Source organism: Pisciglobus halotolerans, assembly GCF_900113675.1.
In the GTDB taxonomy this organism is placed as follows: domain Bacteria; phylum Bacillota; class Bacilli; order Lactobacillales; family Carnobacteriaceae; genus Pisciglobus; species Pisciglobus halotolerans.
The window spans coordinates 1-26,174 of the sequence record NZ_FOQE01000008.1; the positions used below are offsets into that span (position 1 = coordinate 1).

General features: G+C 40.0%; 23 protein-coding genes and 2 pseudogenes. 9 read left to right on the forward strand and 16 right to left on the reverse strand.

Annotated elements, in window-relative coordinates:
• The coding region (locus tag BM057_RS04185; protein ID WP_143074470.1) for an IS3 family transposase at nt 1-235 on the forward strand (235 nt) is incomplete at its 5' end.
• A gap of 660 nt (nt 236-895) precedes the next feature.
• Here the strand turns inward: BM057_RS04185 and BM057_RS04190 are convergent.
• A complete protein-coding gene (locus BM057_RS04190; RefSeq protein ID WP_092091697.1) occupies nt 896-1,927 on the reverse strand; it encodes a YeiH family protein in 1,032 nt (343 codons plus the stop codon).
• A gap of 115 nt (nt 1,928-2,042) precedes the next feature.
• Here BM057_RS04190 and BM057_RS04195 point away from each other — a divergent pair, with 115 nt between their 5' ends.
• The gene (locus BM057_RS04195; protein ID WP_092091699.1) at nt 2,043-2,921 is read left to right on the forward strand and encodes a LysR family transcriptional regulator; all 879 of its coding nucleotides are present in this window, start codon (nt 2,043-2,045) and stop codon (nt 2,919-2,921) included.
• 85 nt (nt 2,922-3,006) lie between these two features.
• Here the strand turns inward: BM057_RS04195 and BM057_RS04200 are convergent, their stop codons facing one another.
• From BM057_RS04200 to BM057_RS04215, 4 genes and pseudogenes are all read right to left on the reverse strand, one after another.
• Nucleotides 3,007-4,392: a glycoside hydrolase family 32 protein gene (locus BM057_RS04200; protein WP_177186171.1), complete on the reverse strand. Its 1,386-nt coding sequence runs from the start codon at nt 4,390-4,392 to the stop codon at nt 3,007-3,009.
• A 31-nt stretch (nt 4,393-4,423) separates the two neighbouring features.
• Nucleotides 4,424-5,824 (reverse strand): annotated as a pseudogene (locus BM057_RS04205) (sucrose-specific PTS transporter subunit IIBC); the annotation flags it as partial.
• Nucleotides 5,825-5,911: 87 nt separating this feature from the next.
• Nucleotides 5,912-6,892 (reverse strand): LacI family DNA-binding transcriptional regulator, encoded by a 981-nt coding sequence (locus BM057_RS04210; protein ID WP_047390209.1) that lies wholly within the window; start codon nt 6,890-6,892, stop codon nt 5,912-5,914.
• A 40-nt stretch (nt 6,893-6,932) separates the two neighbouring features.
• Nucleotides 6,933-7,286, reverse strand: coding sequence for a nucleoside deaminase (locus BM057_RS04215; RefSeq protein WP_218147445.1), 354 nt, complete (start codon nt 7,284-7,286; stop codon nt 6,933-6,935).
• A gap of 297 nt (nt 7,287-7,583) precedes the next feature.
• Here BM057_RS04215 and BM057_RS04220 point away from each other — a divergent pair, with 297 nt between their 5' ends.
• On the forward strand, nt 7,584-8,963 hold the full coding sequence (locus tag BM057_RS04220) for a DUF1576 domain-containing protein (protein WP_177186172.1): 1,380 nt from the start codon (nt 7,584-7,586) through the stop codon (nt 8,961-8,963).
• An 80-nt stretch (nt 8,964-9,043) separates the two neighbouring features.
• On the opposite strand, the gene BM057_RS04225 is transcribed toward BM057_RS04220, so the two are convergent.
• Both BM057_RS04225 and BM057_RS04230 read right to left on the reverse strand, forming a co-directional pair.
• Nucleotides 9,044-9,769: a glucosamine-6-phosphate deaminase gene (locus tag BM057_RS04225; RefSeq protein WP_092091707.1), complete on the reverse strand. Its 726-nt coding sequence runs from the start codon at nt 9,767-9,769 to the stop codon at nt 9,044-9,046.
• A 65-nt stretch (nt 9,770-9,834) separates the two neighbouring features.
• Nucleotides 9,835-11,187 carry an IS701 family transposase gene (locus BM057_RS04230; protein WP_177186173.1) on the reverse strand — a complete coding sequence of 451 codons (1,353 nt, stop codon included), beginning with the start codon at nt 11,185-11,187 and terminating at the stop codon, nt 9,835-9,837.
• A gap of 242 nt (nt 11,188-11,429) precedes the next feature.
• Here BM057_RS04230 and BM057_RS04235 point away from each other — a divergent pair, with 242 nt between their 5' ends.
• Nucleotides 11,430-12,209 carry a hypothetical protein gene (locus tag BM057_RS04235; protein WP_092091711.1) on the forward strand — a complete coding sequence of 260 codons (780 nt, stop codon included), beginning with the start codon at nt 11,430-11,432 and terminating at the stop codon, nt 12,207-12,209.
• A 12-nt stretch (nt 12,210-12,221) separates the two neighbouring features.
• The gene (locus BM057_RS04240; protein ID WP_047390212.1) at nt 12,222-12,506 is read left to right on the forward strand and encodes a hypothetical protein; all 285 of its coding nucleotides are present in this window, start codon (nt 12,222-12,224) and stop codon (nt 12,504-12,506) included.
• Between the two features lie 142 nt (nt 12,507-12,648).
• Here the strand turns inward: BM057_RS04240 and BM057_RS04245 are convergent, their stop codons facing one another.
• From BM057_RS04245 to BM057_RS04265, 5 genes and pseudogenes are all read right to left on the reverse strand, one after another.
• Complete coding sequence (locus BM057_RS04245; RefSeq protein WP_047390213.1) at nt 12,649-13,068, reverse strand: Hsp20/alpha crystallin family protein; 420 nt, start codon at nt 13,066-13,068, stop codon at nt 12,649-12,651.
• A 121-nt stretch (nt 13,069-13,189) separates the two neighbouring features.
• A complete protein-coding gene (gene budA / locus BM057_RS04250; protein ID WP_092091713.1) occupies nt 13,190-13,903 on the reverse strand; it encodes an acetolactate decarboxylase in 714 nt (237 codons plus the stop codon).
• A 17-nt stretch (nt 13,904-13,920) separates the two neighbouring features.
• A complete protein-coding gene (gene alsS, locus BM057_RS04255; protein ID WP_092091715.1) occupies nt 13,921-15,585 on the reverse strand; it encodes an acetolactate synthase AlsS in 1,665 nt (554 codons plus the stop codon).
• Between the two features lie 95 nt (nt 15,586-15,680).
• Nucleotides 15,681-16,316 (reverse strand): copper homeostasis protein CutC, encoded by a 636-nt coding sequence (locus tag BM057_RS04260; RefSeq protein WP_092091717.1) that lies wholly within the window; start codon nt 16,314-16,316, stop codon nt 15,681-15,683.
• A gap of 62 nt (nt 16,317-16,378) precedes the next feature.
• Nucleotides 16,379-16,798 (reverse strand): annotated as a pseudogene (locus tag BM057_RS04265) (sugar O-acetyltransferase); the annotation flags it as partial.
• Between the two features lie 56 nt (nt 16,799-16,854).
• Between BM057_RS04265 and BM057_RS04270 the strand changes: the two are divergent.
• Nucleotides 16,855-17,286, forward strand: a complete 432-nt coding sequence (locus BM057_RS04270; protein WP_092091721.1) for a hypothetical protein — start codon at nt 16,855-16,857, stop codon at nt 17,284-17,286.
• Nucleotides 17,287-17,334: 48 nt separating this feature from the next.
• Nucleotides 17,335-17,598, forward strand: coding sequence for a hypothetical protein (locus BM057_RS04275; protein ID WP_143074472.1), 264 nt, complete (start codon nt 17,335-17,337; stop codon nt 17,596-17,598).
• 189 nt (nt 17,599-17,787) lie between these two features.
• Here BM057_RS04275 and BM057_RS04280 read toward each other — a convergent pair whose 3' ends face one another.
• Nucleotides 17,788-18,327, reverse strand: a complete 540-nt coding sequence (locus BM057_RS04280) for a guanylate kinase (RefSeq protein ID WP_177186174.1) — start codon at nt 18,325-18,327, stop codon at nt 17,788-17,790.
• Between the two features lie 347 nt (nt 18,328-18,674).
• Between BM057_RS04280 and guaC the strand changes: the two genes are divergently transcribed.
• On the forward strand, nt 18,675-19,649 hold the full coding sequence (gene guaC, locus BM057_RS04285; protein WP_092091727.1) for a GMP reductase: 975 nt from the start codon (nt 18,675-18,677) through the stop codon (nt 19,647-19,649).
• Between the two features lie 253 nt (nt 19,650-19,902).
• On the opposite strand, the gene BM057_RS04290 is transcribed toward guaC, so the two are convergent.
• The gene (locus BM057_RS04290; protein WP_092091729.1) at nt 19,903-21,342 is read right to left on the reverse strand and encodes a glycoside hydrolase family 1 protein; all 1,440 of its coding nucleotides are present in this window, start codon (nt 21,340-21,342) and stop codon (nt 19,903-19,905) included.
• A gap of 910 nt (nt 21,343-22,252) precedes the next feature.
• Here BM057_RS04290 and nhaC point away from each other — a divergent pair.
• Nucleotides 22,253-23,653: a Na+/H+ antiporter NhaC gene (gene nhaC / locus BM057_RS04295; RefSeq protein ID WP_092091731.1), complete on the forward strand. Its 1,401-nt coding sequence runs from the start codon at nt 22,253-22,255 to the stop codon at nt 23,651-23,653.
• Between the two features lie 479 nt (nt 23,654-24,132).
• Here nhaC and BM057_RS04305 read toward each other — a convergent pair whose 3' ends face one another.
• Entirely contained in the window at nt 24,133-24,552 is a 420-nt protein-coding gene (locus BM057_RS04305) for a pyridoxamine 5'-phosphate oxidase family protein (RefSeq protein WP_047390222.1), read from the reverse strand.
• A gap of 72 nt (nt 24,553-24,624) precedes the next feature.
• On the reverse strand, nt 24,625-26,142 hold the full coding sequence (locus tag BM057_RS04310; RefSeq protein WP_092091735.1) for a BCCT family transporter: 1,518 nt from the start codon (nt 26,140-26,142) through the stop codon (nt 24,625-24,627).
• Nucleotides 26,143-26,174 lie beyond the last annotated feature (32 nt).

Here is a 26,174-nt window from a genome sequence, read left to right on the forward strand (position 1 = left end):
CAGCATTTTCCAAAGTTTCTCTCGTAAAGGAAATTGTTTGGACAATTCACCAATGGAAAATTTCTTTAGTCTTTTGAAACAAGAAGTATATCATGGACAAGTTTTTCATAGCTACGAAGAACTAGAGAGAACAATCGTCACATTTATCGACTATTACAATCACAGAAGAATCAAACGGAAACTCGATTGGATGAGTCCAATCGACTATCGTAAAGAAATTCAGAACGCCGCTTAGGGTTAGAAGTTCCTTGCGGATAAAAGTAGAAAAAAAGAAGTGGATTTCTCCACTTCAAAAAAGTCTAATATTTGGGGGTCACTACAAGATGAGCTGCTTTTTTTGTACGAGAGATCAATCATTCCTTTTCTTTGTTGATATAGCACTTTTATTAAAGTAAATCTTAAATGAAAGATTTGTAGTGACTGACAGAACGGTAATCGTGTTGCTGTTTGTCTACAGATCATTTTCTACCATTTCTTACCATACGCTTGATGGGTCAACTTGATCATAGGCATAGGCTCTACTGACAAGTTTTTTCTTTTTTACTTTAACTTGTTCACAGACATGAACCTTATGGAAAAGTTGTAAACAATAATGGATTTGAGCGGCTTAGCAAAATTTTTTTTAATCATACACAACGAATCTTTGACACTCTTTGTTTCTTTTGTTTTCATCAGATCCAAGCTAAGGTTGAGCTGAACAATATACAAAGGAACAGACATGACTACGAATTTGCAGATTCCAAACTTAATCCTAAGCCGACACTTGTGCAATACATTCTCAGCGAGATCCTCACATAGTTTCTTACACGCAAAAAACAGCAGGAAACTTGGTATGTTTCTTGCTGTTTCAAACTATTTAGTCAATGCTGTTCGCTGTTTCTTTCACGATCGGTGTTTATCCAAAGAAAGCATGGATCAGTAAAACGCCAAGCAAAATTTGAAGTGTACCGACGATCAAGCCATAGGTCAATGATTTCTGTCCTTCTTTTATGATGTCTGCAAATTTCACGCGCATACCGATTGCTCCTAATGCGATCACTTCGAATTGCGTACTGATCCATTTTGAGGCTTCCAAAACATATGCTGGAAGGAAGTTTAAACTTCTAACGATAAATAGGATAAAGAATCCAATAATAAACCAAGGAATACCTACTGAAACTTTCTTCTCTTTTGTTGTCTCTTGAGCATTTTTCTTTGTAAACAAACGTCCATCTTCTTCTACATTCATTCGACTATAAACCAAAGCAACCCCCATGATCAGCAGCACACGCATCAGTTTAAAAACGGTCGCCATCGAAACGGCATCATCACTGACCATTTTAGCAGAGGCAATGACTTGTCCAATCGATTGAACAGATCCACCGATTAAAGCACCTGTAGGCAAAGCTGCGTTTTGATAAAGCAAAGCCGTAACAAGCGGCAATACGATCATCAGAAACGTCCCCGTCACATTAACGATCGTGATCGAGATCCCTTTGTCTTTATCATCAGCTTCCACAATAGGCGATACGGTTCCGATCGCAGAAGAACCGCAAACGGCATTACCGGCTCCCATCAATAAAGCAAACTTTTTGTTGAAACCAAACCATCTGCCCAACTGGTAAACAAAGAAAATCGTTAAACACATATTGAGAGCGATAAAGAAGAAGCCTTTCACACCCGCAGACTGGATCATTTGAAAATCTAAGATCAATCCGTTCAAGACAATTGAATACTCCAATAAGCGTTTTTCAGAAAATTTTGTCCCACTATCTAGCTGTTGACCTGTAAAGATGGTGTTTCCCAAAATAATACCTAAAAAGATAGCGATCAACGCAGACCCGAGCGACGGCAAAACTTGAGCGAGTAGTTGAGCAACAAGCGAAATAACGATACTGATCGTGAGTCCGGGCCCAATTCCATTCAATTCTTGTTTGATTTTTTCCATTTTTTCTTGTCTCCTACGTTTTCATATTTTCTTTTCATAGTGTACATAAAAATTAGCATAAAATAAAATAATAGTTTATTATTGTACTATAAATACAATTAATAGGAGTGGGAAAATGCTGGATTATCGCTATGAAACTTTTTTAACGTTAGCAGTGGAACGCAATTATACTCGAACAGCTAAAAAATTAAATTTGACTCAACCGGCTGTCACTCAGCAAATTCGGCTTCTACAAGAAGAACTGGGTGTCGCCTTATTCTATTTTCAAGGAAAACAGCTGCTGTTGACAGAAGAAGGAAAATACTTACAAGGACAGCTGATTTTACTAAGTCAAGACATTCAACAGATCCAACGTCACTTATATCAAACCAAACACACGATTTCGCTAACTTTTGGTGCTACTCTTTCCATAGGAGAATATATCATGCCGACGATCATCAGTGCGTATTTAGAACATTATCCTGATAATCATGTGAACATGATAGTCGGGAATACGAAATCTCTAATAGAAGGCGTGGAATTGGGAAACTTAGACTTTGCGTTGATCGAAGGAGATTTTAACCAAAGCAAATTCGGCTTCTACAAGTTCTCAGAAGAAAAAATCGTTGCTGTTTGTTCACCAGATAGTCCTTTATGGAAGACTGAACCATCCCTTCAAGATTTATTTACCACTCGTCTTTTTGTTCGTGAACAAGGATCCGGTTCGAGAATGATCATTGAAAACGGCCTACGCTCAAAAAGCGTGAGCCTCAGCAGCTTTTCTCAATCTACTATTATTGGCAACATCGGGGTCATCAAACAACTCATTAAGAAAAATCAAGGAATCTCTTTCTTATACTATCCCTCCGTTAAAGAAGAAATCGCCCAAGGAACACTAAAAGAAATTCCGATCAAAGATTTTGCTCTTTCTCACCCTTTTCATGTCATTTACTTAAAGAAAAATCGCGAACTAGATAAAATTCAGCAGTTCATGCAGTTTCAAAATTCCTTATAAAAATAAGAGTTCACTTACTGCTCTCATTCAAAAACCAGCACAAGCAGCAAGACATTTTGTCTCCGCCTCTCGTGCTGGTTCTTTTTTACAAATCCAATTGATACAATGTAGTCTCTCGGCTGTCGATAGCTGTTTCTGCCCATTTAATATTTTTTTCGTTTTCATCCTCAACGAAATAGCGTAAGGAAAAGACTTCTTCTCCATCGTTGATGAACAGTTCAAGCAAAGAACTTTCGATCAACAACTGTAAAGAGTGAAGACCATTTTGCAAATGAACAGCTCGCTCTTCGATTTCCTTTGACAGCCAATTGGTTCGACTGACGATCAAACGTTGGTCAGCAGATGAATAGGCGATTTGAACAGCTTTACGGATCTCTAACTTCATTTCCTCTGCAGCTTCTTTCCACTGGATTTGCAACTCACTTTGCAAAGAAGGTAAAACAATCGTTTGCGTTGTGCTGGACTGAGATGCAATCGAGACAGGCTTTCTCATTTGCGCGATCTCTTTAACAGGCCGTTGTTTCAAGCGTCCCTCTTCCATTATGATCTCTCTTGGAAAAGTTAAAGCATGCAGCCAACCGTCCTTGCGTGTCGGAACAGCTGCTTCTACTGCAGGATCCATCACTCCTAGCCATCCCAATAAGATGCGTCTGCCTGTATCATCGATAAATGTTTGAGGTGCATAAAACTCAAAACCACGATCAAGTTCTTTAAAGACACTTTCTTTATCCCATTCAAATTTCCCATTTGCCTTGAACTGACCTGTAATATAACCAGTTTGATAAAAGTTTTGAAACTCATCGCCTAAAACATCCATTCCTTGAGGCGAAAAGACAAAAATATCTTTTTCAGCAAATAAGCATAAATCTGGACATTCCCACATATAGCCGAGTTTAGGACGTTCAACAATCAAAGGGCCATCGTAATCCCAATCTATTAAATTTTGAGAATGATAAACAATACAATCTCCTGACAGATCTTCTCGTTGCGCTCCTAGAATCATCCACCAGATCCCTTCAGCATCTTGCCAGACTTTTGGATCCCGCACATGACCTGTGTACCCAGGCGGCTGTTCGAACAAGGGGCCTTTTTTCTCAAAATGTACCCCATCCTCCGAAACAGCCATGCATTGGTAACTCGTTCGACTGCCATCTTCACCCCGAACATTACCCGTATAGAATAAATACAATTTACCGTCTGCTTCGACTGCACTGCCTGAGTAACAGCCATTTCGGTCAAACCAATCTACCGGCTCTAAAGCAGGCGGGTGCGTCTCCCAATGGATCAAATCTTTAGAAGATACATGTCCCCAACTTTTCGTTTGATGAGTCGTATCCTGTTGGTTCCATTGATAAAAGACATGGTATACTCCTTTGTATTGGATCAACCCATTTGGATCGTTTAAAAGACCTTTTGGCGGACGGATATGATAAGCCAAATCGTATTCATCTTGCTTTGCTGATTGTTTCAATTGATTTCTTCCTTTCAACTACATGCTAAGCGGCATCTATATTTTTTGCTTCTTTATCTGTAAAACCTAAGAAGTACGTTAATGCAAATGCAACCCCTATTGCTACCACGTTCACTAAAATATACCATGGCAATTGACTATTCAAGTACAGCAGCGCACCTGGAATAACCGTGACGGACATCCCTGTACCTTCTAATTGTAATAGTTCAGCCAGCATCCCGCCAACAGCTCCACCAACCAAGCCAAATGCAAAAGGTTTAACATAGCGTAAGTTGACCCCAAAGATAGCTGGCTCTGTGATTCCAAGGAACGCAGATAATGCAGAAGGGAAAGCCAAAGCTTTTAACTTTTTCGACTTGGTTTTCATTGCTACAGCCAATGTAGCTCCGCCTTGAGCAGCAACACTGTTTGTGATGATCGCATTATAGGGATTGACTCCAGTATTGGAAAGTAGTTGTACTTCTAAGAAGTTAAAGATATGGTGTACCCCAGTGACAACGATCAATTGATTCAATCCGCCGATAATCAAACCAGCAAGACCAAATGGCAATTGCAAGACCCAGATCGTAGCATGTAAGATGACTTCTTCAAGCGAGTGGAACACTGGGCCAATAATGAATAAGGACAAGATGCTCATCAGCAGAAGTGTTAAAAATGGCGTCAGCAGTAAGTCTAAGTATTCTGGCACTCGCTTACGAATCGCTCTTTCTAATTTAGCGCCAACAAAACCAGCTATAAAGGCAGGTAAAACCGTTCCTTGATAACCCACAACCGGAATAAAACCGAACATCGTGATTGGTTCAACGGTTCCAGCTGCCACTTCATAAGCATTTGGCAAAGCAGGATTAACGAGCATCAATCCCAGAACGATCCCGATAACAGGCGAACCGCCAAAGACTCTAAACGCAGACCACGCAACCAATGCTGGCAAGAAAGCAAATGCCGTGTCTGTCAAAACTTGTGTGTACATTAAGAAATTGGCACTGATACTTTCCGGCGTCAGTCCAAAGACAGCTAAGACTTGCTCTTGTGTCAGCAACCCACGCAGTCCCATAAACAATCCAGTGGCAACCAAAACAGGAATAATTGGAACAAACACATCGCCAAATGTTCGAATCGCTTTTTGGAAAGCATTTTTATCTGCTACTTTCGCTTCTTTTGTTTCTTGAGTCGTTTGTTCAGCAATCCCTAGTCCCGTTACTTCTTCATAAATTTTATTGACGGTACCGGTTCCAAAAATAATTTGATATTGTCCAGAATTAAAGAAAGCACCCTTTACTTTTTCTATGTCTTCTACTTTTTCTTCATCGATTTTTTCGCGATCTTTGACCATCACTCTTAAACGAGTTGCACAGTGTGTTACTGACTGTATATTCTCTTCCCCGCCAACAGCGCTTACAACTTCTTTTGCAATTTCTTTATTTGTTGCCATTTTTACTCCTCCTCTTTATTGGAACCGGTTCTATTTATGTATAGAATACCGCTTTCATTTTGAGAAGTCAACTGTTTTTCCCTTTTTTTAAAATGGAACAGTTGACTCTCTGATTTCTAGCCGATTTGGTAATGCGATGTGTTCTTTCATTGGTTTTCCGCTCACCAATTCCAATATCTGTTCAACGGCTACCTTACCTAGTTCTTTATAGGGATATTTAACCGTCGTGATAGAAGGCGTCACAATGGATGTAGTCGCATATCCGCCAAAACCTGCCAAAGAAAATTGCTGCGGAATAGACATATCGAGGGTATGAGCCGCTTTTAAAACAGCCATTGCAATATTATCCGTTGCGCAAATAATAAAGGTAGCTTGCGTTGAAGGCAAAATCACCAATGCCTGTTCATAAGCTTCTTGAAAAGAAAAACTCGTTTCAATCACTTCAACTGTTCGATCTGCTCCCTCTTTTAATGCATCCAATACCCCTTGAGCCCGCAATTGTCCAACAGCGACATCTTCCTTAAAGACAGATAAATACAGATACTTCTTGTGCCCCAAGTTTTTAGCATAGCTGCCCATTGTAAAACCAGCTTCATATTCTTGATGTGAAATAGTATGCAGCCCTTCACCTACTTGTCCTAACAACAAGACAGGGATATCTACTTCAGCAATTGCTTTACGATGCGCTTCCGTAATGATCGTTGCCATCAGTATAATACCCGCTACTTTCTGCTTGGCTAGAGTATAAATATTTTCGATTTCTCGTTCAATACTTTGATTTGCATTCGTGATCAGCAGCTGATATTGCTGATCTCTTAAAGAAGCATCAATACTCGCCAACACTTCATTCGCTGAGTAAGAATCTAACCGAGGAATAATCATGCCGATCATCTTGGTGTGTTTTGCTTTCAAGCTCTGAGCAAATGTGTTCGGTGTATAGCCTGTTTCTTTTACGATTTCATCTAGTTTTGCACGTGTTTTTTGACTAACTGATCCGCCATTCAAATAGCGAGAAACTGTGCTTTTCGCTACTCCAGCCCGTTGTGCAATATCTTTGATGGTTACCATATGCTTACTCCTGTTCTGTTCTGCGGTTTTTCTTCATCTACTATACCATAGGCAAGACAGGATACGCATACTTTTCAACATTCTCCTCTGCAGCTGCATCCTCAATTGATAGACAATAATATCCCTTTTTTATTCCGGATAGATACATTGCCCCTAAACACATCGGACACGGTTCTCCGCTTGCATACATGATACAATCTGATAGATCTACTGTTTGGGTTTCCAGCTGTCTTTTACGAATCGCCTGCATTTCAGCATGAACACTGACATCACAAACTTTATGCAGTTCATTGATTCCTTCTGCTACAATTTCTCCTTCTTTCACTAAAACAGCACAAAATGGTTCTCCCTCAGCTGCTGTGTTTTCATTTGCCAACTCGACCGCTCGCTTCATAAACTGATCTATAATCCATTCTCCCTTTTTTTAATCTTTGCCCTTAGTCTAAAGGAGAAGTCTCCTATTTAAAAAAATAACTTTTTTATCGGTTGGCCGAATTTCATTATTCTGTTGCCTTTTTTGGTGTGCCGATTCAAAAAAATTCCTTTTGGCAGCGTTTTTTTATTGCGATGAAAAAAGAATCATGCTATTCTATAAAAAACAAAGCAAGTGCCTGCTTTTATAACATGAAACTCACATAAGACAAGCTTATTGCCCCTATTTGTCCATGCAACGCCTAAAGGAGGAAAACATTTGAGAACGACGTTGAACCATGAACAAAACTTTGCTGTTTCAAACCTATCCGATCGTGCGATCTATTGCTTGCTATTGGTTTTTGCCGGCCTATTATTTGGATTTGCTTTTCTTTTTAATACACCCCAAGAAATATGGAAAGGCAGTTTGACCATCTTATCGTCACCGGCAAACCTAGTGACCGATTATTTCGCCTTAGCCAATGTTGGCGCAGCTCTCGTAAATGCATCTCTGATGACTTTAAAGAGTCTTCTGCTGATTCGGATCAATAAAGTCCGACTTTCAGGACCTTTATTAGCAGCAATCATTACTGTTGCAGGCTTTTCTCTATTCGGCAAGAATCTATACAATTCTATCCCCATCATTGCAGGAGTTATGCTATATGCTAAATTGACCCGCTCGCCATTCAAGGATTATTTGCTTGCTGCTTTATTTGGCTCAGCTTTAGGTCCTCTCGTCAGTGAAATCACCTTTAATATAGGGCTTCCTCTGCCTTTAGGAATTTTGGGCGGCTGTTTAGCAGGAATATTGGTTGGCCTACTATTACCTCCAATGGCTAGTCACTTTAAATCTTTTCATAAAGGATTTAGTTTGTACAATATTGGCTTTACAGCTGGGATCATCGGTATGACGTTTATCGCGCTTTTCAGAAGCTTTGGAAGCGATGTCCATACCGTTCAGATCCTCTCAAGCGGCAACAACGTATTCTTTTCTATCTTCTTATTCAGTCTATTTTCCAGTATGTTCGTTCTTGGCTTCTTCTTCAACCATCGTTCGTTTAAAGGTTATCTTACTTTTCTAGATGAAGACGGCATTGGCGGTCCAGATTACCTTTCTAAATATGGATTAGGACTGACATTGATCAATATGGGCTTACTCGGCAATACTGCGACCGGCTATTGTTTGCTTGTTGGAGGAGAACTCAATGGACCAGTGATTGGTGGCATCTTCACTGTTACCGGCTTTGGCGCCTTTGGTAAACATATCAGAAACGTCAGCCCGATTTTAGTCGGCGTACTCCTTGTCGGTCTCTTGACTTCTGCAGACTTAGGCAGCACCAATTTGCTGCTCACGGCTTTATTTGGAACCACTCTTGCACCGATCAGCGGCCATTACGGTGCCTTAGCCGGAATCATCGCTGGCGGATTTCATATGGCAATGGTTACTAACATCAGCTATCTTCATGCCGGTATGAACCTGTACAACAATGGCTTTTCTGGCGGCTTCATCGCAGCTGCCATCGTTCCGCTGCTAGAAGTCTTTCATTTCCATAAAAAAGAGCGGAAGAATCAGTCAGCTATTTCCAAGAATATAATGGAAGAAGCTCCGAGTAAGACAAGCAGCCCAGAACAATTAGCTGTTTTTGACGATATGGATTAACCGCAATTATATAAATTTGAAAGTTAAAAAAGCTAAAAAGATGCAGATAATTGCGTCTTTTTAGCTTTTTGATTATTCATTTACTTTTCTAGTAATGATGCAGCAGCTTCATCTATGATAACAATAACATTATCATGATTTCTCAAAGCTGTAACCGGACATTCTGTAGTTATTTCACCTTCTAAAAAGGCTTTTACCGCTTCAGCCTTATGCTCACCTGAAACTAAAAGAACCACTTTTTCAGCATCTAAAATTTCAGTAAAACCTAGTGTGATCATTTCAGTTGGTGCTTCTTCTCTAATAATCCCATATTCTTTCATCGTACTTTGAATTGTTGATTCTTCATGTTTGGCTAGAAACATCGTCGAGTCAAATGGTGTACCTGGTTCATTAGCTCCAATGTGACCATTTGTTCCAAGTCCTAAAATTTGAATGTTTCTTTTATGTTTTGAAAGTAAATCTTTATATCTCTCGATTTCTTTCTCAAGATTGTCAGCTGCACTATCAATCAAATATGCATGTTTTGGTTCGTCTTGAATCAAATTGAAAAGATTTTCGTACATGTAAGTTCGAACGGTATAAACAGCACCTTTAGGTCCTACATACTCATCCAAGTTAAAAAGAGTAGCTTTACGGATATCCAGTCCATTGTTTATTCCTTCTACTAAGTGTTTAAATAATCCTCTTGGAGTTCCTCCTGTATTCAGAGAAAGCACTGGATCCTCATTTTTTTCAATAACTTCTCTTACTAATTCATAAGCTTTCTGTGACATTTCATCATAATCTTTTACAAATATTGTTTGCATTGTTGTTTCTCCTTTAAATATTTTATTTTTATCAACTAACTAAACAATCATCACCACTTTACAAGTTATTGAAGATATCGTTTTTTATTACACCATTGGTCAAAAGCTCTTAAGATAGCCCATGAATTAATCTTGCTTTCGAGTGAAGACACGAAAGTATAGAAAAATACTTCTTCTTGGATCGCTGAACCCAGCAGTTGTTTCTTTACTTGTGTGCTTTTTTGCTTCAAATGGACATACTGATCCTGTTGATATGGCAGCAGCTGCATACAACTATATACAATTGCCATAAAGTTGATATACCGTTCGATACCTACCTTGCTTCTGATTCGGTATTCGCCAAAAGACCAAAATGTTTTTTGTTCATAAAAGATCGTTTCAATCTGCCAACGAAAACCGTATAAAGTAAACGGCAGAAGGGCTTGATCGACATCCGCTTTTTCGATGATCTCTTCTTCCCATGATTCTTCCAAAGCTGCATTCGAGAAGATGTCCTCCGGCATAAGGGTACTGATGAACAAACGATAGGTAGATGGATTGTCTGTATTACCAGCAGAAACCATTGCATAGACAGGGTCTGGAAAGAGATTAGTCATGACCTTTCTCATTCCGATATAATAATCCCCTAACTGACGGATCAATTGAAAGTCCTCTTGTATCGCCAATGGCTGACCTTTTTTCGGTGGTCTTCCTCTTTTTCCGGTTGGCTCGGGTGGTAAATCATACAGACTTGTATCGACTCTTACATTCGCAATCAATTCTAATTGGGAATGAGCAGACACAGCTTTTCTTACGGCGCCTTTTGGATACCAGCTATCACAAAGCAGAATGACTTGTTTTTCCGAAGGGAATGACGGAAGAGATTGCACGATCATTTCAGCAGCTATATCCAGTTTGTTTTCTTTTTTTGAGCGCAAACGATAGCGGATCGGGACACTTAGATAAGTCAGCTCACCTTCATTCAGTACCGGAACGCAAAGCACTAAACCAACAAAGCAGTGGCCTTTCAAGTAGTTGTTTCCGTTATGAGCAGCATGATCGAACATCACTTGGTATTCTTCAAAATGAGTGCCGAATTTAGGCTGTAACGTGTCATCGATCAGTAAAAAGTAAGGATATCCAGTCAATTCTGCCGGAACACAGGAAAGAGCGATCTGAATGGTCGTTCGACATAAAGCATCCAGTGAGATTTCTCCATAAGAAAGAAGATAGTAGTAGGCGTTTAGCTTGGTAGAGCTGACTTTTTGTAAAAACCAATGATACAAAAACCGAATCGACTGAATGCCTTGCATGGACAAAATAGCAAGGAAAAGAAGAAAAACTTTCTGTTCAGTTGGTCGGGTCATTCCAATAAAATAAGGTGAAAAATAGGACTTCAAACTATTTATTGTGTGGCTCTTTTGGTATAATGAGTTCATAACAAACAACTCCTTTTTTGTTGGTTTTTCCCTCAAATCAATCATACAAAAAAGTTAGAGTTGTTTGTATTTTTATGTCTTCAATGACTTAAAAAGTTGTAAAGTGGTGTTAATTTTACAATTTGCGTTTAAATAAACTAAGTATACTGTATTAAATCTTACAATATTAAAAATTAAAAATAACTTTCTTTTTTATAGATATATATGCTAAGTTATGTCTATAAAAAAGAAAGAGGTGTTATATGAAAAAATTTACATATCGTATTTCCATAGTAACAATATTTACATTAATATTTGGTATTTTCGGATTCACAACAAATTCTGTAGTCAGTGCTGATAATCTAGTTGATGAAAATGATAGCGCAATCAACGTTGAAGATGTACTCTCAATTGAAGAAACTGCGCTTATTGTAGATGATGTCGGTGATTCAATTTCAATTGAAGAATATGATCAATCTGTAGTTGTCACCATAGATGGTATTTTTGTACAAGGTGTATTTTACTCTCAAGATGAGTTTGAGGACTTATTAATTAATGCCACCTATAGTGAAACAGAATACCAGTTAAACCAATCAGCGCCTTCTAATGGCATTTCACTTATGGCTGCTAATCCTGCTGACCTTGCTGGATTAGCAGCTGGAACTTGGTGGATTCCTGGTATTGGAAAGGTAGTTGTTACGGTGGCTGGAGTTGTTGTCGTAGCAGGAGTAACAATAAAAGGTGGCACTTGGGTTTACAACAAAGTGAAGGCATATTTTGCAGAAAAAAAATATGAAACAGCTAAAAAAAATGGATCAAAAGCAGCAAAACATTCAAACCAATCTACTTCTAAGGGTACTTCATTATCTACCAAGGGAACTCCATTATCCTCCAAAGATTTAAAAGACAGTAAAGGAACTAAACAAAGAAGGTATTATGACAAAAATGGGAATGCAGATTTAGACATTGATTATAGACATGCTGGTAAGTATAAATTTCCTCATAGACATACATGGAATAACGGAAAAAGAAGTGGACATTAAGGAGGTTACATTATGGAAGATAACTTTACTGACATTCCTGCGGGTACACCGCTAGACTTCGATCAGCTCATTTTTTATTTAGAACAAGGAAGAGAAATCGAGTTTACTTATAAAGGCGTAGAATACTTTATTTCAAATTCTAAAAAGGAAGGACGTGCCCTATGGAGCGGGGACCAAAAATTAAGTGCTAATTTTACTACATTTAATCTAGAAGTGTTAAAAAATATAAAACTGCAAGATAAGAGTCTAGATGATATTTTTAAAACACATAAAGGATTCGTACAAGCAGTTTTTTAAAGCTAAAGACAAGTAAATTATAAAAACACTTAGGAATTTAGTCATCCTAAGTGTTTTTTCTTAAACAAAAGACAGAGCATTTAGATGAATTCATCTAGACGCTCTGTCTAATACTTCAGCTTTATTTAACAACTTTGTTGCTTTATTGAATATCGATTCGTTTGGTTTTTGGTTCTTCGGTTTCTTTTTTCGGCAGGTCGACGGTCAGTACGCCGTTTTCGAATTTAGCAGTTATGTTTTCTTCGTCTATATCTCTAAGCAAGAATTGACGGCTATAAGAACGAGTTGAGCGTTCGCGGCGAATATAGTTGCCTTCTTCGTCTTTTTCATCTTTGCCTGTTTCTTGGTGAGCGCTGATCGATAGGACATTGTTTCTATAATCAAGTTGAATGTCTTCTTTTGTCAATCCAGGCAAGTCAGCTTCTAACGTATAGGCTTTGTCTTTTTCTTTAATATCCACACTGAAATCACCAGCATCTGTAAACAGTTGGTCAAAGGAGTCACCAAAAAAGTTGCGGTTCATATTCATAAAATCACGTCTTGATGGAAACAAATTATTCATTGTTCTTCCCTCTTTCTTTGATTTTTATTTTGTTGTTCCTTTGCACAAGGTGTTTTCCTTGCTACAACTCTATTCTACCGCTTTTTAGCAATCGAGTCAAGAGAGTGCTAAATTCTTATTCTTACTTCTCTGCTTCATCGATTTCTTCTTGTAAGTTAGCATAGTCGATATCATTTCCCATAAAAGTTGCATTAGACACTGGGAAATGCTGTTCAACAGTCTCGATCATTTGTAAGGAAACTTGCCCTTCATCCAAAGTAAAGTCGAGCAAATGGCCGCCGAATTGCTGATCATCACTTAAAAAATGGAGATGGAAACCAGCTGCTGCTACACCTTGGAATAATTCAGGTGTATAGAAACCGATGATCGTACCTTTGATTTTTTCAGCTTCAAATTCAGGCTGCGTTCTAGCTGCTTCTACCAAGCGCGGGTACGGTTTTTCCTGTTTTTCAACAGCTCGTACGCGGACATAACTAAATGTTCCCGTTACTTTAACTGTTTGGAAAACGTTCGTACTGCTCATATTTTCTTGAATCTGCTGTTTAACAGCGTCAGCGGCTGTTTTTTCCTTGATGGTCAGTTGGAACGCTGGTTCGAATGAGGCCACTGCCGCATAAGGGACTTTCTCTTCCCCTTTCAATGCTGTGATCGTGCCATCACCTTTTGCTTGAAAGGCCGCTCCGTCTAACACGATCAGTTCGCCGTCTAAACTATCAACAGTTCCGATGCCCTGATCACCTTTTTTTAAAAGCTCATGAATCGAAAGCGTGCCTTCGAATAAGCCTGCCATCAATCCGCCTAATGTGCCATGTTGATACAATTTTCCTGCTGCCAATACGATCTTCCTTTCTTTTAATAGAATTGATCCGGCAAAATCGTTTTGCCCAATTCGTGGTTGTCCGAGTAATCAACTGGGATATCGACGACTACTGGTCCTTCTGCAGCAAATGCTTCTTTCAAAACGGAAGCCAGTTGATCGGCTGTTTCAACGCGCAAGCCTTTCGCACCAAACGCTTCTGCGTATTGGACAAAATCAACCGCTCCAAAGTCAACACCAGCAGAACGCTCATATTTCATCTCTTCTTGGAATTCAACCATGTTATACGCTCCATCATTCCAAATAATGTGAACGATACTCAAGCCCAAACGTACGGCTGTTTCTAATTCTTGTCCTGAGAATAAAAAGCCGCCATCCCCGGATACGGAAACGATTTGGGTATTCGGTCGCACAAGAGCAGCTGAGATCGCCCACGGCAGTGCTACACCTAAAGTTTGCATACCATTACTAAACAATAGATGACGCGGTTCGTAGCTTCTAAAATGACGAGCCATCCAAATGTAATGACTGCCGACGTCTACAGTCACGGTCATTTCATCTGTTACTTGCCGCTGCAATTCTTCAATGATGGCTAACGGGTGAACATGGTGCGGTTGATCTGCTTCAGGCGGCACGTCTCGGTGTCTTAGTTTGTCTTGCATCGTTTGCAAGTAATCTTCAGCACCTTTTGATAGTTGATAATCTTCTAGATGCGGCAGCAGTTCCATCAAAGTTTCAGCCATGTCGCCGGTCAACTCTGTTTGCGGCTGGAAGTAGGTGTCGATTTCTGCCAATGTATCATCGATCACAATGATCCTAGCATCTTTTTCTGCATTCCAGTTGCGTGCTTCATACTCAATAGGGTCATAGCCGACTGCGATCACTAAGTCACTGCGTTTCAGCAACATGTCGCCTGGCTGGTTGCGGAACAAACCAACACGGCCAAAGAAGTTGTCTTCTAATTCGCGTGAGATGATGCCAGCGCCTTGGAAGGTTTCAACAACTGGCAAATCAGCATGCGCAACTAGTTCGCGAACAGCTGCCGTCACTTCTGGTGATGAGGCACGCATGCCCAGCAGTAGAACAGGTAAGCGAGCGTCTTTGATCTTTTGCGCCAGTTTTTCGATTTCTTTAGCATTTGCCGGTCCAAGTTTAGGGGCGGACAGCGGTGCTAAAGCTGGTAAAGTTACTTCTGCATCTGTAACATCTTGCGGGATACTGATAAAACTAGCACCCTGCTTTGGACTTTTGGCTGCTCGGTAAGCATTGGCAATGACTTCCGAAAGATTTTCTGGCTCTTCGACTTCCGCACTGAACTTAGTGATCGGTTCGAATAAAGCAGCATTTTTCATACTTTGGTGTGTCAGTTTTGTTAAATCAGAACGTTTGACTTGTCCGGCAATCGCCAAAACCGGATCTCCTTCAGCGGTAGCAGTGACAAGTCCTGTCGCTAAATTACTGGCACCTGGTCCGCTTGTGGCCAATACTACGCCAGGTTCACCAGTTAAACGTCCGATACCGGCTGCCATAAATGCCGCATTTTGTTCATGTCTGGTTACGATGAGTTTAGGGCCTTTGTCTTCAAGTGTGTCAAACACACGATCGATTTTTGCGCCTGGTATCCCAAAGGCATATTCAACGCCTAAGTTCGTCAAGCTATCGACGATCACATCAGCACCGTGTCTTGTTTGTTTATCCATTTTTTTGTATTGCTCCCTTCTTTTTGCATCCTGCTGATCTCATTTTAGCACGCTGCAGTAAAAAAAACTTGTTGGGCGCATATAGAACGCTTTCTCTAGACGATCTTTGTCCCATGCGCTTCTTGAACATCCAGTTCTCTTTCAATTAAAGGCAAGTTTTCTTTTGTAATGCCGCCGCCTGGCATGATCGTGATGTTTTCTCCTGCCATTTCGATCAGCTCTTTCAATGTCTCCAACTGCTGTTCAATTGGCTGAGTCAAAGGACCGCCATGCGTTAAGATACGGTCAAAGCCATTCGCAGACAACCATTCGATGCTCTCTTTTTGTTTTTCTTTTGGAATATCATCAAAAGCCATATGGAAAGTCAATGACAGACCGACTTCAGCTGTTATAGATTTAACGACAGACAAAAAGGCCGTGTCTAGTTCTCTTTCGTTTGTCAATGCACCGATAACGATTCCTGAAACATCCGTATCAATGGCGGTCTGAATATCCGCTAGCATTATCTCTTTTTCTATTGCTGTATACACAAAGTCTCCTCCGCGCGGTCGGATGATGGCCATGACAGATACATCTTCCTGTCTGCAAAATTCAATTGTTTTTTCGAGCACACCTTTACTGACAGTCGTTCCGCCAACCGCTAAGTTATCGCACAATTCGATGCGGTCTGCTCCTCTGCGAATCACTTTTGGTACATGTGTGAAATTTTCTACACAAACTTCTTTGATCATTTTCCATTCCTCTTTTCTCTTATTTCGCTCATTCGTATGGTTGGTTCAAAGTATGCATCTGTTTATTCTATATCGATTTCCATCTTTTTATGGTAATAACGTCTATCCTCTTCATTGATTTCTCTTATTACTCTGCAGGGGTTTCCAACAGCGATCACATTGTCCGGAAGATCTTTTGTGACGACACTGCCGGCACCAATAACGGTGTTCTCTCCTATTTTGACGCCAGGAAGCAGAACGGCATGGGCTCCGATCCAGACATTATTTCCTATATGGACGGGCACATTATATTGCGCCTGTTTGCTTCTTAACTCTGGATGAATGGGATGCGTGCCTGCAGAAACAGTAATATTTGGGCCAAACATCACGTGATCACCTACAATAATATCACAGTCATCTACGAGCGTTAAATTGAAGTTTGCGTATACTCCTTTGCTAAAATGAACGTGCTTCCCACCCCAATTAGCATGCAGCGGCGGTTCTGTCTAGTATTTAGACTACATCTACTTCTACTCTTCTGACCGATGCAATTCCTAATTTGAATGCGATTCCTTACCAATTGATCATTCACGAACAGAAACAGTTGACGGCTGATGAAGATTATATGGCCATCGAAAATGCCATCAGCTTTTTGCAAATGGAGCTGTTGAAGCGTTATGCGTTGACGCAAAACGACCTTACTTATCGCAATGAGATTCTCTCTGATTTGCTGAACGATCGCACTGAAAATCGGGAAGAACTTTTGCAGAAAGCCGCGATTTTAAAGTTAAAGCCAACAGCGGCTTACCAAGTCGTCTCCTTTACTTTCAAAGACATTGCAGCTGAGTTGACGACGGCTCAAAAGAGATTGTTCCAGTTCCGCACCTGCTTTCTCGAGCAGTTATCTAGGAAACAACTGCATTTTACTTATTTGGCACGGAAAGATAAAATCATTTTGACCGTTGAACAAACAAAAGAAGAAGTAAATTAAAAAAATGATTTAGAAAAAGCATTGCTGCTCAGCAAAAAAGTAACAAAGATGGAAGACTTGAAGATCAATGGCAGCATCAGTATGCCGGGAACCTTATTCGACTTGCCAAAACTTTACAATCAAGCACGAGAGATCCAAAGAGCCATTGAATTGTTCGGAAAATCCAATCAGTTCTATACCTATGCAGATATTGGCATTTTCCAGCTGTTTTTAAAATCGTCGGATCCGCAGCAACTGCAGCATTTTATCCCTGAAGAACTGCTGCAATATAATATTGGTCTGCGTTTGCTAAAGATCTTGCCTTCTACATAAAATAACCGAAAGCTCGAATCAAAAAAGCTGCTGCAACAAGACTTTGACGGTCTACTGTTGGAGCAGCTTTTTTGCATCATGCTAACTGTGGTGCATTTAATCCCATTTTATTACAAAGCACCTGATTGCAGTCCATTTGGGGCAAACACACTTAAAAAGAAATTTTTTTATCCGTATTCAAAAATAATATCATTTATTGAATATCCCTAAAATTTGCGATGTAATATCTTCGGGGCTCCCTTTTGAAACGACCAGATCTGCACCTTTTACAGGTTCCAGTTCTTTCGTTGATTGTCCAAAAGCAATACGTGACTGAATAGCTTCTAAATTGTCGCCTCTTTTTTTCATTCGCTCAATCATTTCCTGCTCCGTGATTTGGAAAAAAATGACTTTGGTTTCTTGAGGAAACTGTTCTCTCAAAGCACTAACGCCATTCTTATCCAAAGTAACTTGTACGGTATCATATTTGGCCAGTTTTTCTTCGACTTCCTTGACCGTTAAGCCGTACACATTTTTGGCATAAAAGGTTTGTTCAATAAAAGGCTCTTCTTTCATTTGATCCACCGTCTTGAAGTAATAATCTACCCCATCTCTTTCACCATCTCGAGGCGGTCTAGTTGTTGAGGTGATCAATCTTGGGATACCTCTTTCAGCCAACATTCGGCTGACAGTTGATTTGCCGCTGCCGCTGGGACCTACGATGACTAAGATCCTCTTTTGTTTTGCCATTTTACTCCTCCTTGTTCGTTTTGCGATTGACCTTATTGTAACAAAAATAACAGAAAATTCGATCATCTTAGCTTGTTTCTCTCGAGAAGATAAAAAGATTTCTATCCTGCAAAAATTTAAGCGCTTTACATTTATTAATGACCTTTTTAAATGAGATAACAACAAACTTTTTAATAAACGTAAATTGTTTGGAATATTCTCTTTTTTTACTTTGACAAAATCTTATTTATAGTGTAAATTAGCATAGGTGCGAATTTTAATAGGAACATTAATCGTTAAAGTTCGTTTTTTAGATAAGAACACTTAAATGAAAAAGAATGATTTTCGATAAAGGGGAATGAGGAAAAATGAGAATTTTTGATTATGAAGACGTACAGTTGATCCCAAATAAGAGTATTGTTAGAAGCCGCTCAGAATGCGACACACATATGGCTTTTGGTGATCGTACGTTCAAAATGCCTGTTGTCCCTGCAAATATGCAAACCGTTATTGATGAGGAACTGGCGGAAAAATTAGCTGCAGATGGTTACTTTTACATTATGCATCGCTTCGACGAAGAAAGTCGTTTGCCATTTGTACAAAAAATGCATGAAAAAGGCTTGTTCGCTTCCATCAGTGTCGGCGTAAAAGAAAAAGAATATGACTTTGTCAATACATTAGCTGAAAAGAACCTATTGCCTGAATATATCACAATCGATATCGCTCATGGTCATTCACAATCGGTGATCGATATGATCCAACACATTAAAAAACAATTACCAGAGGCCTTTGTCATTGCTGGGAATGTGGCTACGCCTGAAGCTGTTCGTGAATTAGAAAACGCCGGTGCCGATGCTACTAAAGTTGGCGTTGGTCCAGGTAAAGTCTGCATCACGAAATTAAAAACTGGCTTTGGTACAGGCGGCTGGCAGTTATCAGCTTTGCGCTGGTGCTCAAAAGCGGCACGTAAGCCTTTGATCGCTGACGGTGGTGTACGCGACCACGGCGACATTGCTAAGTCGATTCGTTTCGGCGCTTCCATGGTGATGATTGGTTCTCTATTTGCTGGACACGAAGAATCTCCAGGTAAAACCATTGAAAAAGACGGCAAGAAGTATAAAGAATACTTCGGTAGTGCTTCTGAATACCAAAAAGGCGAACGTAAAAACGTGGAAGGCAAAAAGATTTTGCTTGAACACAAAGGCAGCATCGAAGACACATTGACTGAAATGCAGCAAGATCTGCAATCATCAATTTCATATGCTGGCGGACGCGACGTTGAATCGATCCGCAAAGTCGATTACGTGATCGTGAAAAACTCTATCTTCAATGGCGACAGATAATTCATCAAATTGATAAAAACCGATTGATTGAGAGATCCTTTCCAATTAATCGGTTTTTTCATGTATAGCGTGGTTGACGACCAGCTCAAATACAATGCCGTCATCGAGTTGGTTAATAACTCCACTTATTTACAAACTCAAATATAATACAGCATCCAAGTTGGCTATATTTGTTTCGTCCTTGCCTATCTTCCCCTAGCACAATAAAAAAGAAGCAAGGCTCTGGTTGAACTTGCTTCTTTCTTAACGATTCTTATCCTAAATTTTCGCCGTTGCTTTCAATCACTTTTTGGTACCAGTAGTAAGAATCTTTTTTGTAGCGTTTTAATTCTTTTTCATCTAGCTCATCGCGGTCAACATAAACAAAACCATAACGTTTTTGATAACCGTTCAACCAGCTTAACAAATCAGTATAGCTCCATGTGCAGTAACCTAATACTTCCACACCATCTGTGATGGCTTCTTGGATCGCTTCTACGTGTTGTTTCAAATAGTCAATACGATAAGCATCGTGAATGGCACCATCTTCTTCTAAAGTATCGTATTCGCCTAAGCCATTTTCAGTGATCAACACTGGTAAATCATAACGGCTGGTGATTCGACGCAAAGCGATTCGCATGCCAGTTGGATCGATTTCCCAATCCCAGTTTGTCCGTTCAACAAATGGATTTTGTTCGTCTTTGAAAATGCCTGGTACACCATTAGCTTCTGAACTACCTTTTTCACCAGTGGTATTCGGTTTCCCCATCCCTACGCCATTCAATGGATTGGCAGAAACGGTGGACGTTTGATAATAGTTGACGCCCATAAAGTCAGGTTTGCCTTCTCTTAAGAGGACAAAATCATCTGCTTCCACCTCTGGAGCGATTCCTTGATCTTCCAACCATTTCCAAATGACTTTTGGATAGCGGCCATATACATAAACATCCATCCAGAAGTTGGCTTGCAACTCTTCGTGGTCATCGGCTGCCAGTACATTGACCGGGTTAGAATCGATCGCGTATGTTGGTGAGTAAGCAAAGCTCGGACCGATCAATCCGTCCATTTCCATTTCTCTAAACTTCTTGATAGCAGCAGCATTAGCCAAGTTAGCATAGTGGTTAGCTTGATACATCCGTTTTGGATCTTGAACATCTGGCGGATGCGAGCCTTGCAAATAACCATGTGAAATAAAGACATTTTGCTCATTCAACGTGACCCAGAATTTTACTTTTCCTCTAAACCGGTCAAATAAAACCTCTGCGTAACGCGTAAAGTCAGCTACGATTTGACGAGATTCCCAACCTTTGTATTTGTCTTGCAAAGCTTTAGGCAAATCCCAATGATAAAGCGTTACAACCGGTTCAATATGATGGGCCAACAGTTCATCGATCAAGTTTTCATAAAACTTCAAGCCTGCTTCGTTGATCTCACCATCGCCATCAGGAATGATGCGCGTCCAAGCAATAGAAAAACGATAAGCTTTCAATCCTTGTTCCGCCATCAATGCTACGTCTTCCTTATAACGGTGATAATGGTCTACTGCCACTTCTCCAGTGGTTCCTTTAAAGGTTTTTCCAGGAATATTAACAAACTCATCCCAAACTGATACGCCTTTTTGATCCTCATCCCAAGCGCCCTCAACTTGATAAGCCGCTGAAGCAGAGCCCCATAAGAACGACTTTGGAAAGGCATTCATTTTTTTATGTTCCATATGTCCCCTTCTTTCTTTTGATTACACTTTTATAACCTATACTTTTAATAAATAAGATTATACATATCACTTCTTTAGTTTATCAGGTACACTACAAAGAAACAAGCTTGAAGCTAGGAAAGAAGCCAAAAAAAATGAAGGTTCACATCCATCTTGAAATGGAATAGCTAGCCTTCCTTAGATCATTCAATTAGGGAGAGAGTATACCTAGTGACAAGAAGTAGAGCAGAATAACGCTCAGCATCAAGAGGACTAATGGGTATATTTTTTTGTGTTTTGTCTTTCTTTGGTTATCCTGCGACAATCTGTTCATACTCATTTTCCAAAAAACAAACAGGTTCATCTGTTATCCCTCCTCTTTTTGAAATCGCTTTCTATACATTTATATTATATGATAACTGTTATGAATACAACCTTTCCATCTTTTAAAAAACGCAAATCGTGTTGAATCAGATTAAAATAACCCTAACCATATAAAATAAAAAAGAATCAAAAAAACTGAATATGAGCTTTTCAAATGAAAAGCTTGCTTTTTTCGGTAAAACTTACTACAATGAAAGCAATTTATTTTTTCCATTTGCACAGTGAAAGCAAGGCTGTGCCTTTATCGCCCAGTAGGCAATAAATTCCCTGCTCAGAAAGTCGATGGCTGCTGTAAATCGACCACAGTTTATTTGCTGAATTACACGATAAAGTAACAACTTCATATTGAGAAAGAGGAAAACAAGTCATTGTTTTTGAATTAAGGTGGTACCACGAATAACATTCGTCCTTAGCTGTTTTTAGCTGAGGGCGGATGTTATTTTTATTTCACCAAAAGGAAAGGAGAAACCAAGATGAAATGCGGCGGGATCGTTCGTTATCTTCTCTCTTTTGATTTTATAAAAAACAATCAAAAGGAGAAAAAAACATGAATCAGAAAAATCAACCCAGCATCACAGAAGCAACGATTGTACTCAGCATCACTGTATTCAGCATCGCTTTAGGGGTCGTTGTTTTGCAACTTTCGCCTCCGATCGCTATCCTATTTGCTATTGCGGTCATTATGATCTATGCGGCCATCAAAAAGATTCCATTTGAACAGCTTCATGAAGGCATCATTAATGGCATCAAGCCAGGGATCATTCCTATTTTTATTTTTATTTTAGTGGGTGCCCTGATTGCCATCTGGATCCAAGCAGGAATCATTCCTACTTTGATGGTCTATGGCTTTAAGATCATCAGCGTGAAATGGTTCGTTCCTTCTGTGTTTATCGCTTGCGCCATTGTTGGCAGCGCAGTCGGCAGTGCCTTTACCGTCATGTCTACCATCGGCATTGCTTTTTTTGGAATTGGGATCACCTTAGGAATCCATCCGCCGCTCATTGTGGGAGCAATTGCTTCTGGAGCCGTTTTTGGCGATAAAATGTCGCCTCTTTCGGAATCGACCAACTTGGCCGCTGCTATCGCAGAAGTAGATTTATTTAAACACATTCAACATTTGCTATGGTCAACCATTCCGGCTTTCCTCGTTTCTTTAGTGCTGTTTTCCATTTTGGGCATGACCAGCCAATCCATGCAACTAGTAGAGATTTCCGAAGTTGTCCAAGTATTAGAAAACAACTTTTCTATTTCTCTGTTTGCCTTGGTGCCGCTTTTCTTGATGTTTGTTTGTGCTTGGAAAAAAATCCCTGCCATTATGACGATCTTGATCAATATCGGCGTGGCTATTTTATTCATCCTTTTCCAAAATCAAAACACGTCTGTTTCGGATATCGCTACTGCTTTGGAATCAGGATATGTGTCAACTACCGGTCATCAGCAGATCGACTTGCTGCTCTCCCGCGGCGGTATTGAAAGTATGATGCCGACTGTATCTTTGATCATTTTGACGCTTTCGTTGGGCGGATTATTAATGGAAACCGGTCTTATTACGACGGTGATGTCCTTGTTATCTAAAAAAATTCGTTCTATTTCCGGAGTCGTGACTGCCACTCTCCTTACTTCGATCGGTGTCAACTTATTCATCGGCGAACAATTCCTTTCAGTCATTCTGCCTGGGAATGCCTTCAAAAAGATTTACAAAGATAATGGTGTCGACTTGACCGTTTTGAGCCGGACTTTAGAAGATGGCGGTACTGTGATCAATTATCTGGTACCTTGGGGCATTGCCGGCAGCTTTGTTGCCAGCACATTTGATGTGCCTACACTTGCCTACTTGCCATTTGCTTTCTTCAGCTTATTGTCGCCGCTGTTTTCTCTCTTGAGTGCCTGGACCGGCTGGGGAATATCAATGGCTGAAGGACAGCCAAATGGAGAAAATGAAAGCTGATGCCTTGTTCCATTTGACTGCCTTGTTCTAGAACTACTTTGCTCAATGTAATTGAATAATAAGAGCCTGTGGTCCAAAGTAAACGTCAGAGGTACTAGAAAGATTAAGAACAAAAAGAGATTCTACAATATTTAACGTTGGTCTGTAAAATATCAACTTTTTTAATGCTAAACTCGTTGGAATCCTATTTCTATAAATTTCAGGAGGCGCATAGGGCTACTGATAGCCATGAAAAAAGATGCAATGTGAATCACTTAGTGTTAGGCTTTAGCCATTACACTAAGTTTGAAGCTTGCAAGCATTGAGACGTGATTTTCGGCTCAATGTGTTCTCATGGCTTTCCATCAGCAGCCCATTGACTGTAGGAAATTTCTTTACCAACGTTAAAAGAGGAAGAACCCAAAAAGAGACAGCAAGAGCGTTTTTTCGCTCCTGCTGCCTCTTTTTTATTTGTGTCGTTTCTTCTCTGTTTCTTGACATTACGTCAAGTCTACAGCAGTTACTTCATTATTCTTAGTACCACGCAAGCTGACCTTTTCCGGCTTAATTTCTAGGATCAAAATATTCGGATCATCTTTGCCATCAAAAATCAAGTTCATATATGAACTCCACAAGTGATCGATCAGCGATTGATCTTCTGTTGTAGAAACTTTTCCTTCGATCTCTACGAAGTTTTTGTTGAGCAAACCTTCTTCATAGCCAAGTAAAATAAAGGTATTAGGATTTTGTTCAATGTCTTCTACTTTTTCTGTGCGTTTGTCCGTAAGTGTATAGAGCATAAAGCCTTCATTAAAGAAAGTCATATAGCGGGAAACGGGTTTATCTCCAGAAATCGTTGATAGAACACCGATATTATTTTTTTCAATTACCTTTAACGCTTCTTCTCTTGCATCAGCCATGTGAATCCTTCCTTTCTTTTTTTATACGTTCACTATGCCATACCAAAAAAGTGAAAACAAATGAAATGCCTTTTAATCTGCTTTCTCAGCGACCAGCCATTTGAAGAAATTGACCCCCATCAAAATGATCACGAATAAGAATGGGAAGGAAGCCAAGACAGCTACTGCTTGTAAGGACTCTAACCCTCCAGCATATAACAGAATAACGGCAATACTTGATTGGAGAATTCCCCAGATAACTTTGATGTTTTGCGTTGGCGCTAGGCTGCCGTTTGTACTAAACATCGCCAGTACATAGGTGGCTGAGTCGGCAGAAGTAATAAAGAATGTTGAAATCAATAAGATAGCGATTCCCATGATGATCTTACCTAAACTGCCATAGTTGGCTAACATTGCAAATAACCCCGTTTCTTCCCCTTTTTCAGCAATCGTTTGAATCAGGTTGCTATTGTTGAATAATTCTTGCCAAATACCCGTGCCGCCAAAGACGGAAAACCATAGGAATGTAAACAGTGTCGGTACGATCAAAACACCACCGATAAATTCCTTGATGGTTCTGCCTTTTGAAATGCGGGCGATAAAGGAAGAAACATAAGGTGCCCAAGAAATCCACCAAGACCAATAGAAGAGCGTCCATTCATTGATCCAGCGTCGATTTCCTACATCGAAAGGAGCCAAGCGAAAACTGATAGACGGCAGCGATTGAATGTAATTTCCGATACTTTGTACAAACAAGTCCATTAAGTAAGATGTCGGACCAATAACTAAAACAGCTAACATTAATAGGACCGCCAAAACGATGTTGGCATTGCTGAGGATCTTGACCCCTTTATCCAAGCCGCTGGTGGAACTGATCAGGTACAAAATCGTTACAACGACCACGACAATAAACTGTGACCAAAATGAGTTCGGAATATTGCTATTTAAAAAGTTCAACCCACCTGTGATTTGTTGCGCACCTAATCCCAATGAAGTCGCCACCCCAAAGGCAGTCGCAATAATGGCAATCACATTCACAACCGTTGCAACTGTTTCACGTCGTTTCTCCTTAAATAAAGGTGTCACACTTTCACTGATCAAAGCCGGTTTCCCTTTGCGGAAAGTCGTGTAAGCAATAATCAAGGCAATGAACGCGTATAAAGCCCATGGTTGCAATCCCCAGTGGAAGAAAGTATACGTCATTGATTCCCGTGCGTTCTTCATCATATCTGTTGAAGGGACTGCTGGGTCGTGCAAATGTATGATCGGTTCAGAAGCTCCCCAAAAGACAAGCCCGATTCCCATACCTGCACTAAATAGCATCGCGATCCAAGAAATATAATTGAACTGCGGCTCGTCGTCCGGCTTGCCGAGTTTGATATCGCCATATTTGGAAAATAATAAAAAAATAACGATCATTAGTATGGCGACCATCAGCAAAATGTACAGCCAGCCAAATTCTGTTGAAATGACTCCTTGTAAGTAGTTGGCAACTCGATTTAAAGAAAATTTCCCTATTAAACTCTCTGGCAATGTGCCCCATGCTGTAAAGAGCACACAGATGATGACAGAGATCATATACGCTCTATAGTTCTTCTTTTTATTCATCATATCTGCTCGTCCTCTCGTCTTATTTCTACTCT

What these genes read in the sequence shown, in the direction of transcription:
- BM057_RS04190 (WP_092091697.1), bottom strand. Translation starts at nt 1,927, where the DNA reads ATGGAAAAAATCAAACAAGAATTGAATGGAATTGGGCCCGGACTCACG.
- BM057_RS04195 (WP_092091699.1), top strand. Translation starts at nt 2,043, where the DNA reads ATGCTGGATTATCGCTATGAAACTTTTTTAACGTTAGCAGTGGAACGC.
- BM057_RS04210 (WP_047390209.1), bottom strand. Translation starts at nt 6,892, where the DNA reads ATGGTAACCATCAAAGATATTGCACAACGGGCTGGAGTAGCGAAAAGC.
- BM057_RS04215 (WP_218147445.1), bottom strand. Translation starts at nt 7,286, where the DNA reads ATGAAGCGAGCGGTCGAGTTGGCAAATGAAAACACAGCAGCTGAGGGA.
- BM057_RS04225 (WP_092091707.1), bottom strand. Translation starts at nt 9,769, where the DNA reads ATGCAAACAATATTTGTAAAAGATTATGATGAAATGTCACAGAAAGCT.
- BM057_RS04230 (WP_177186173.1), bottom strand. Translation starts at nt 11,187, where the DNA reads ATGAACTCATTATACCAAAAGAGCCACACAATAAATAGTTTGAAGTCC.
- BM057_RS04235 (WP_092091711.1), top strand. Translation starts at nt 11,430, where the DNA reads ATGAAAAAATTTACATATCGTATTTCCATAGTAACAATATTTACATTA.
- BM057_RS04240 (WP_047390212.1), top strand. Translation starts at nt 12,222, where the DNA reads ATGGAAGATAACTTTACTGACATTCCTGCGGGTACACCGCTAGACTTC.
- BM057_RS04245 (WP_047390213.1), bottom strand. Translation starts at nt 13,068, where the DNA reads ATGAATAATTTGTTTCCATCAAGACGTGATTTTATGAATATGAACCGC.
- alsS (WP_092091715.1), bottom strand. Translation starts at nt 15,585, where the DNA reads ATGGATAAACAAACAAGACACGGTGCTGATGTGATCGTCGATAGCTTG.
- BM057_RS04260 (WP_092091717.1), bottom strand. Translation starts at nt 16,316, where the DNA reads ATGATCAAAGAAGTTTGTGTAGAAAATTTCACACATGTACCAAAAGTG.
- BM057_RS04275 (WP_143074472.1), top strand. Translation starts at nt 17,335, where the DNA reads ATGGAAGACTTGAAGATCAATGGCAGCATCAGTATGCCGGGAACCTTA.
- BM057_RS04280 (WP_177186174.1), bottom strand. Translation starts at nt 18,327, where the DNA reads ATGGCAAAACAAAAGAGGATCTTAGTCATCGTAGGTCCCAGCGGCAGC.
- guaC (WP_092091727.1), top strand. Translation starts at nt 18,675, where the DNA reads ATGAGAATTTTTGATTATGAAGACGTACAGTTGATCCCAAATAAGAGT.
- BM057_RS04290 (WP_092091729.1), bottom strand. Translation starts at nt 21,342, where the DNA reads ATGGAACATAAAAAAATGAATGCCTTTCCAAAGTCGTTCTTATGGGGC.
- nhaC (WP_092091731.1), top strand. Translation starts at nt 22,253, where the DNA reads ATGAATCAGAAAAATCAACCCAGCATCACAGAAGCAACGATTGTACTC.
- BM057_RS04305 (WP_047390222.1), bottom strand. Translation starts at nt 24,552, where the DNA reads ATGGCTGATGCAAGAGAAGAAGCGTTAAAGGTAATTGAAAAAAATAAT.
- BM057_RS04310 (WP_092091735.1), bottom strand. Translation starts at nt 26,142, where the DNA reads ATGATGAATAAAAAGAAGAACTATAGAGCGTATATGATCTCTGTCATC.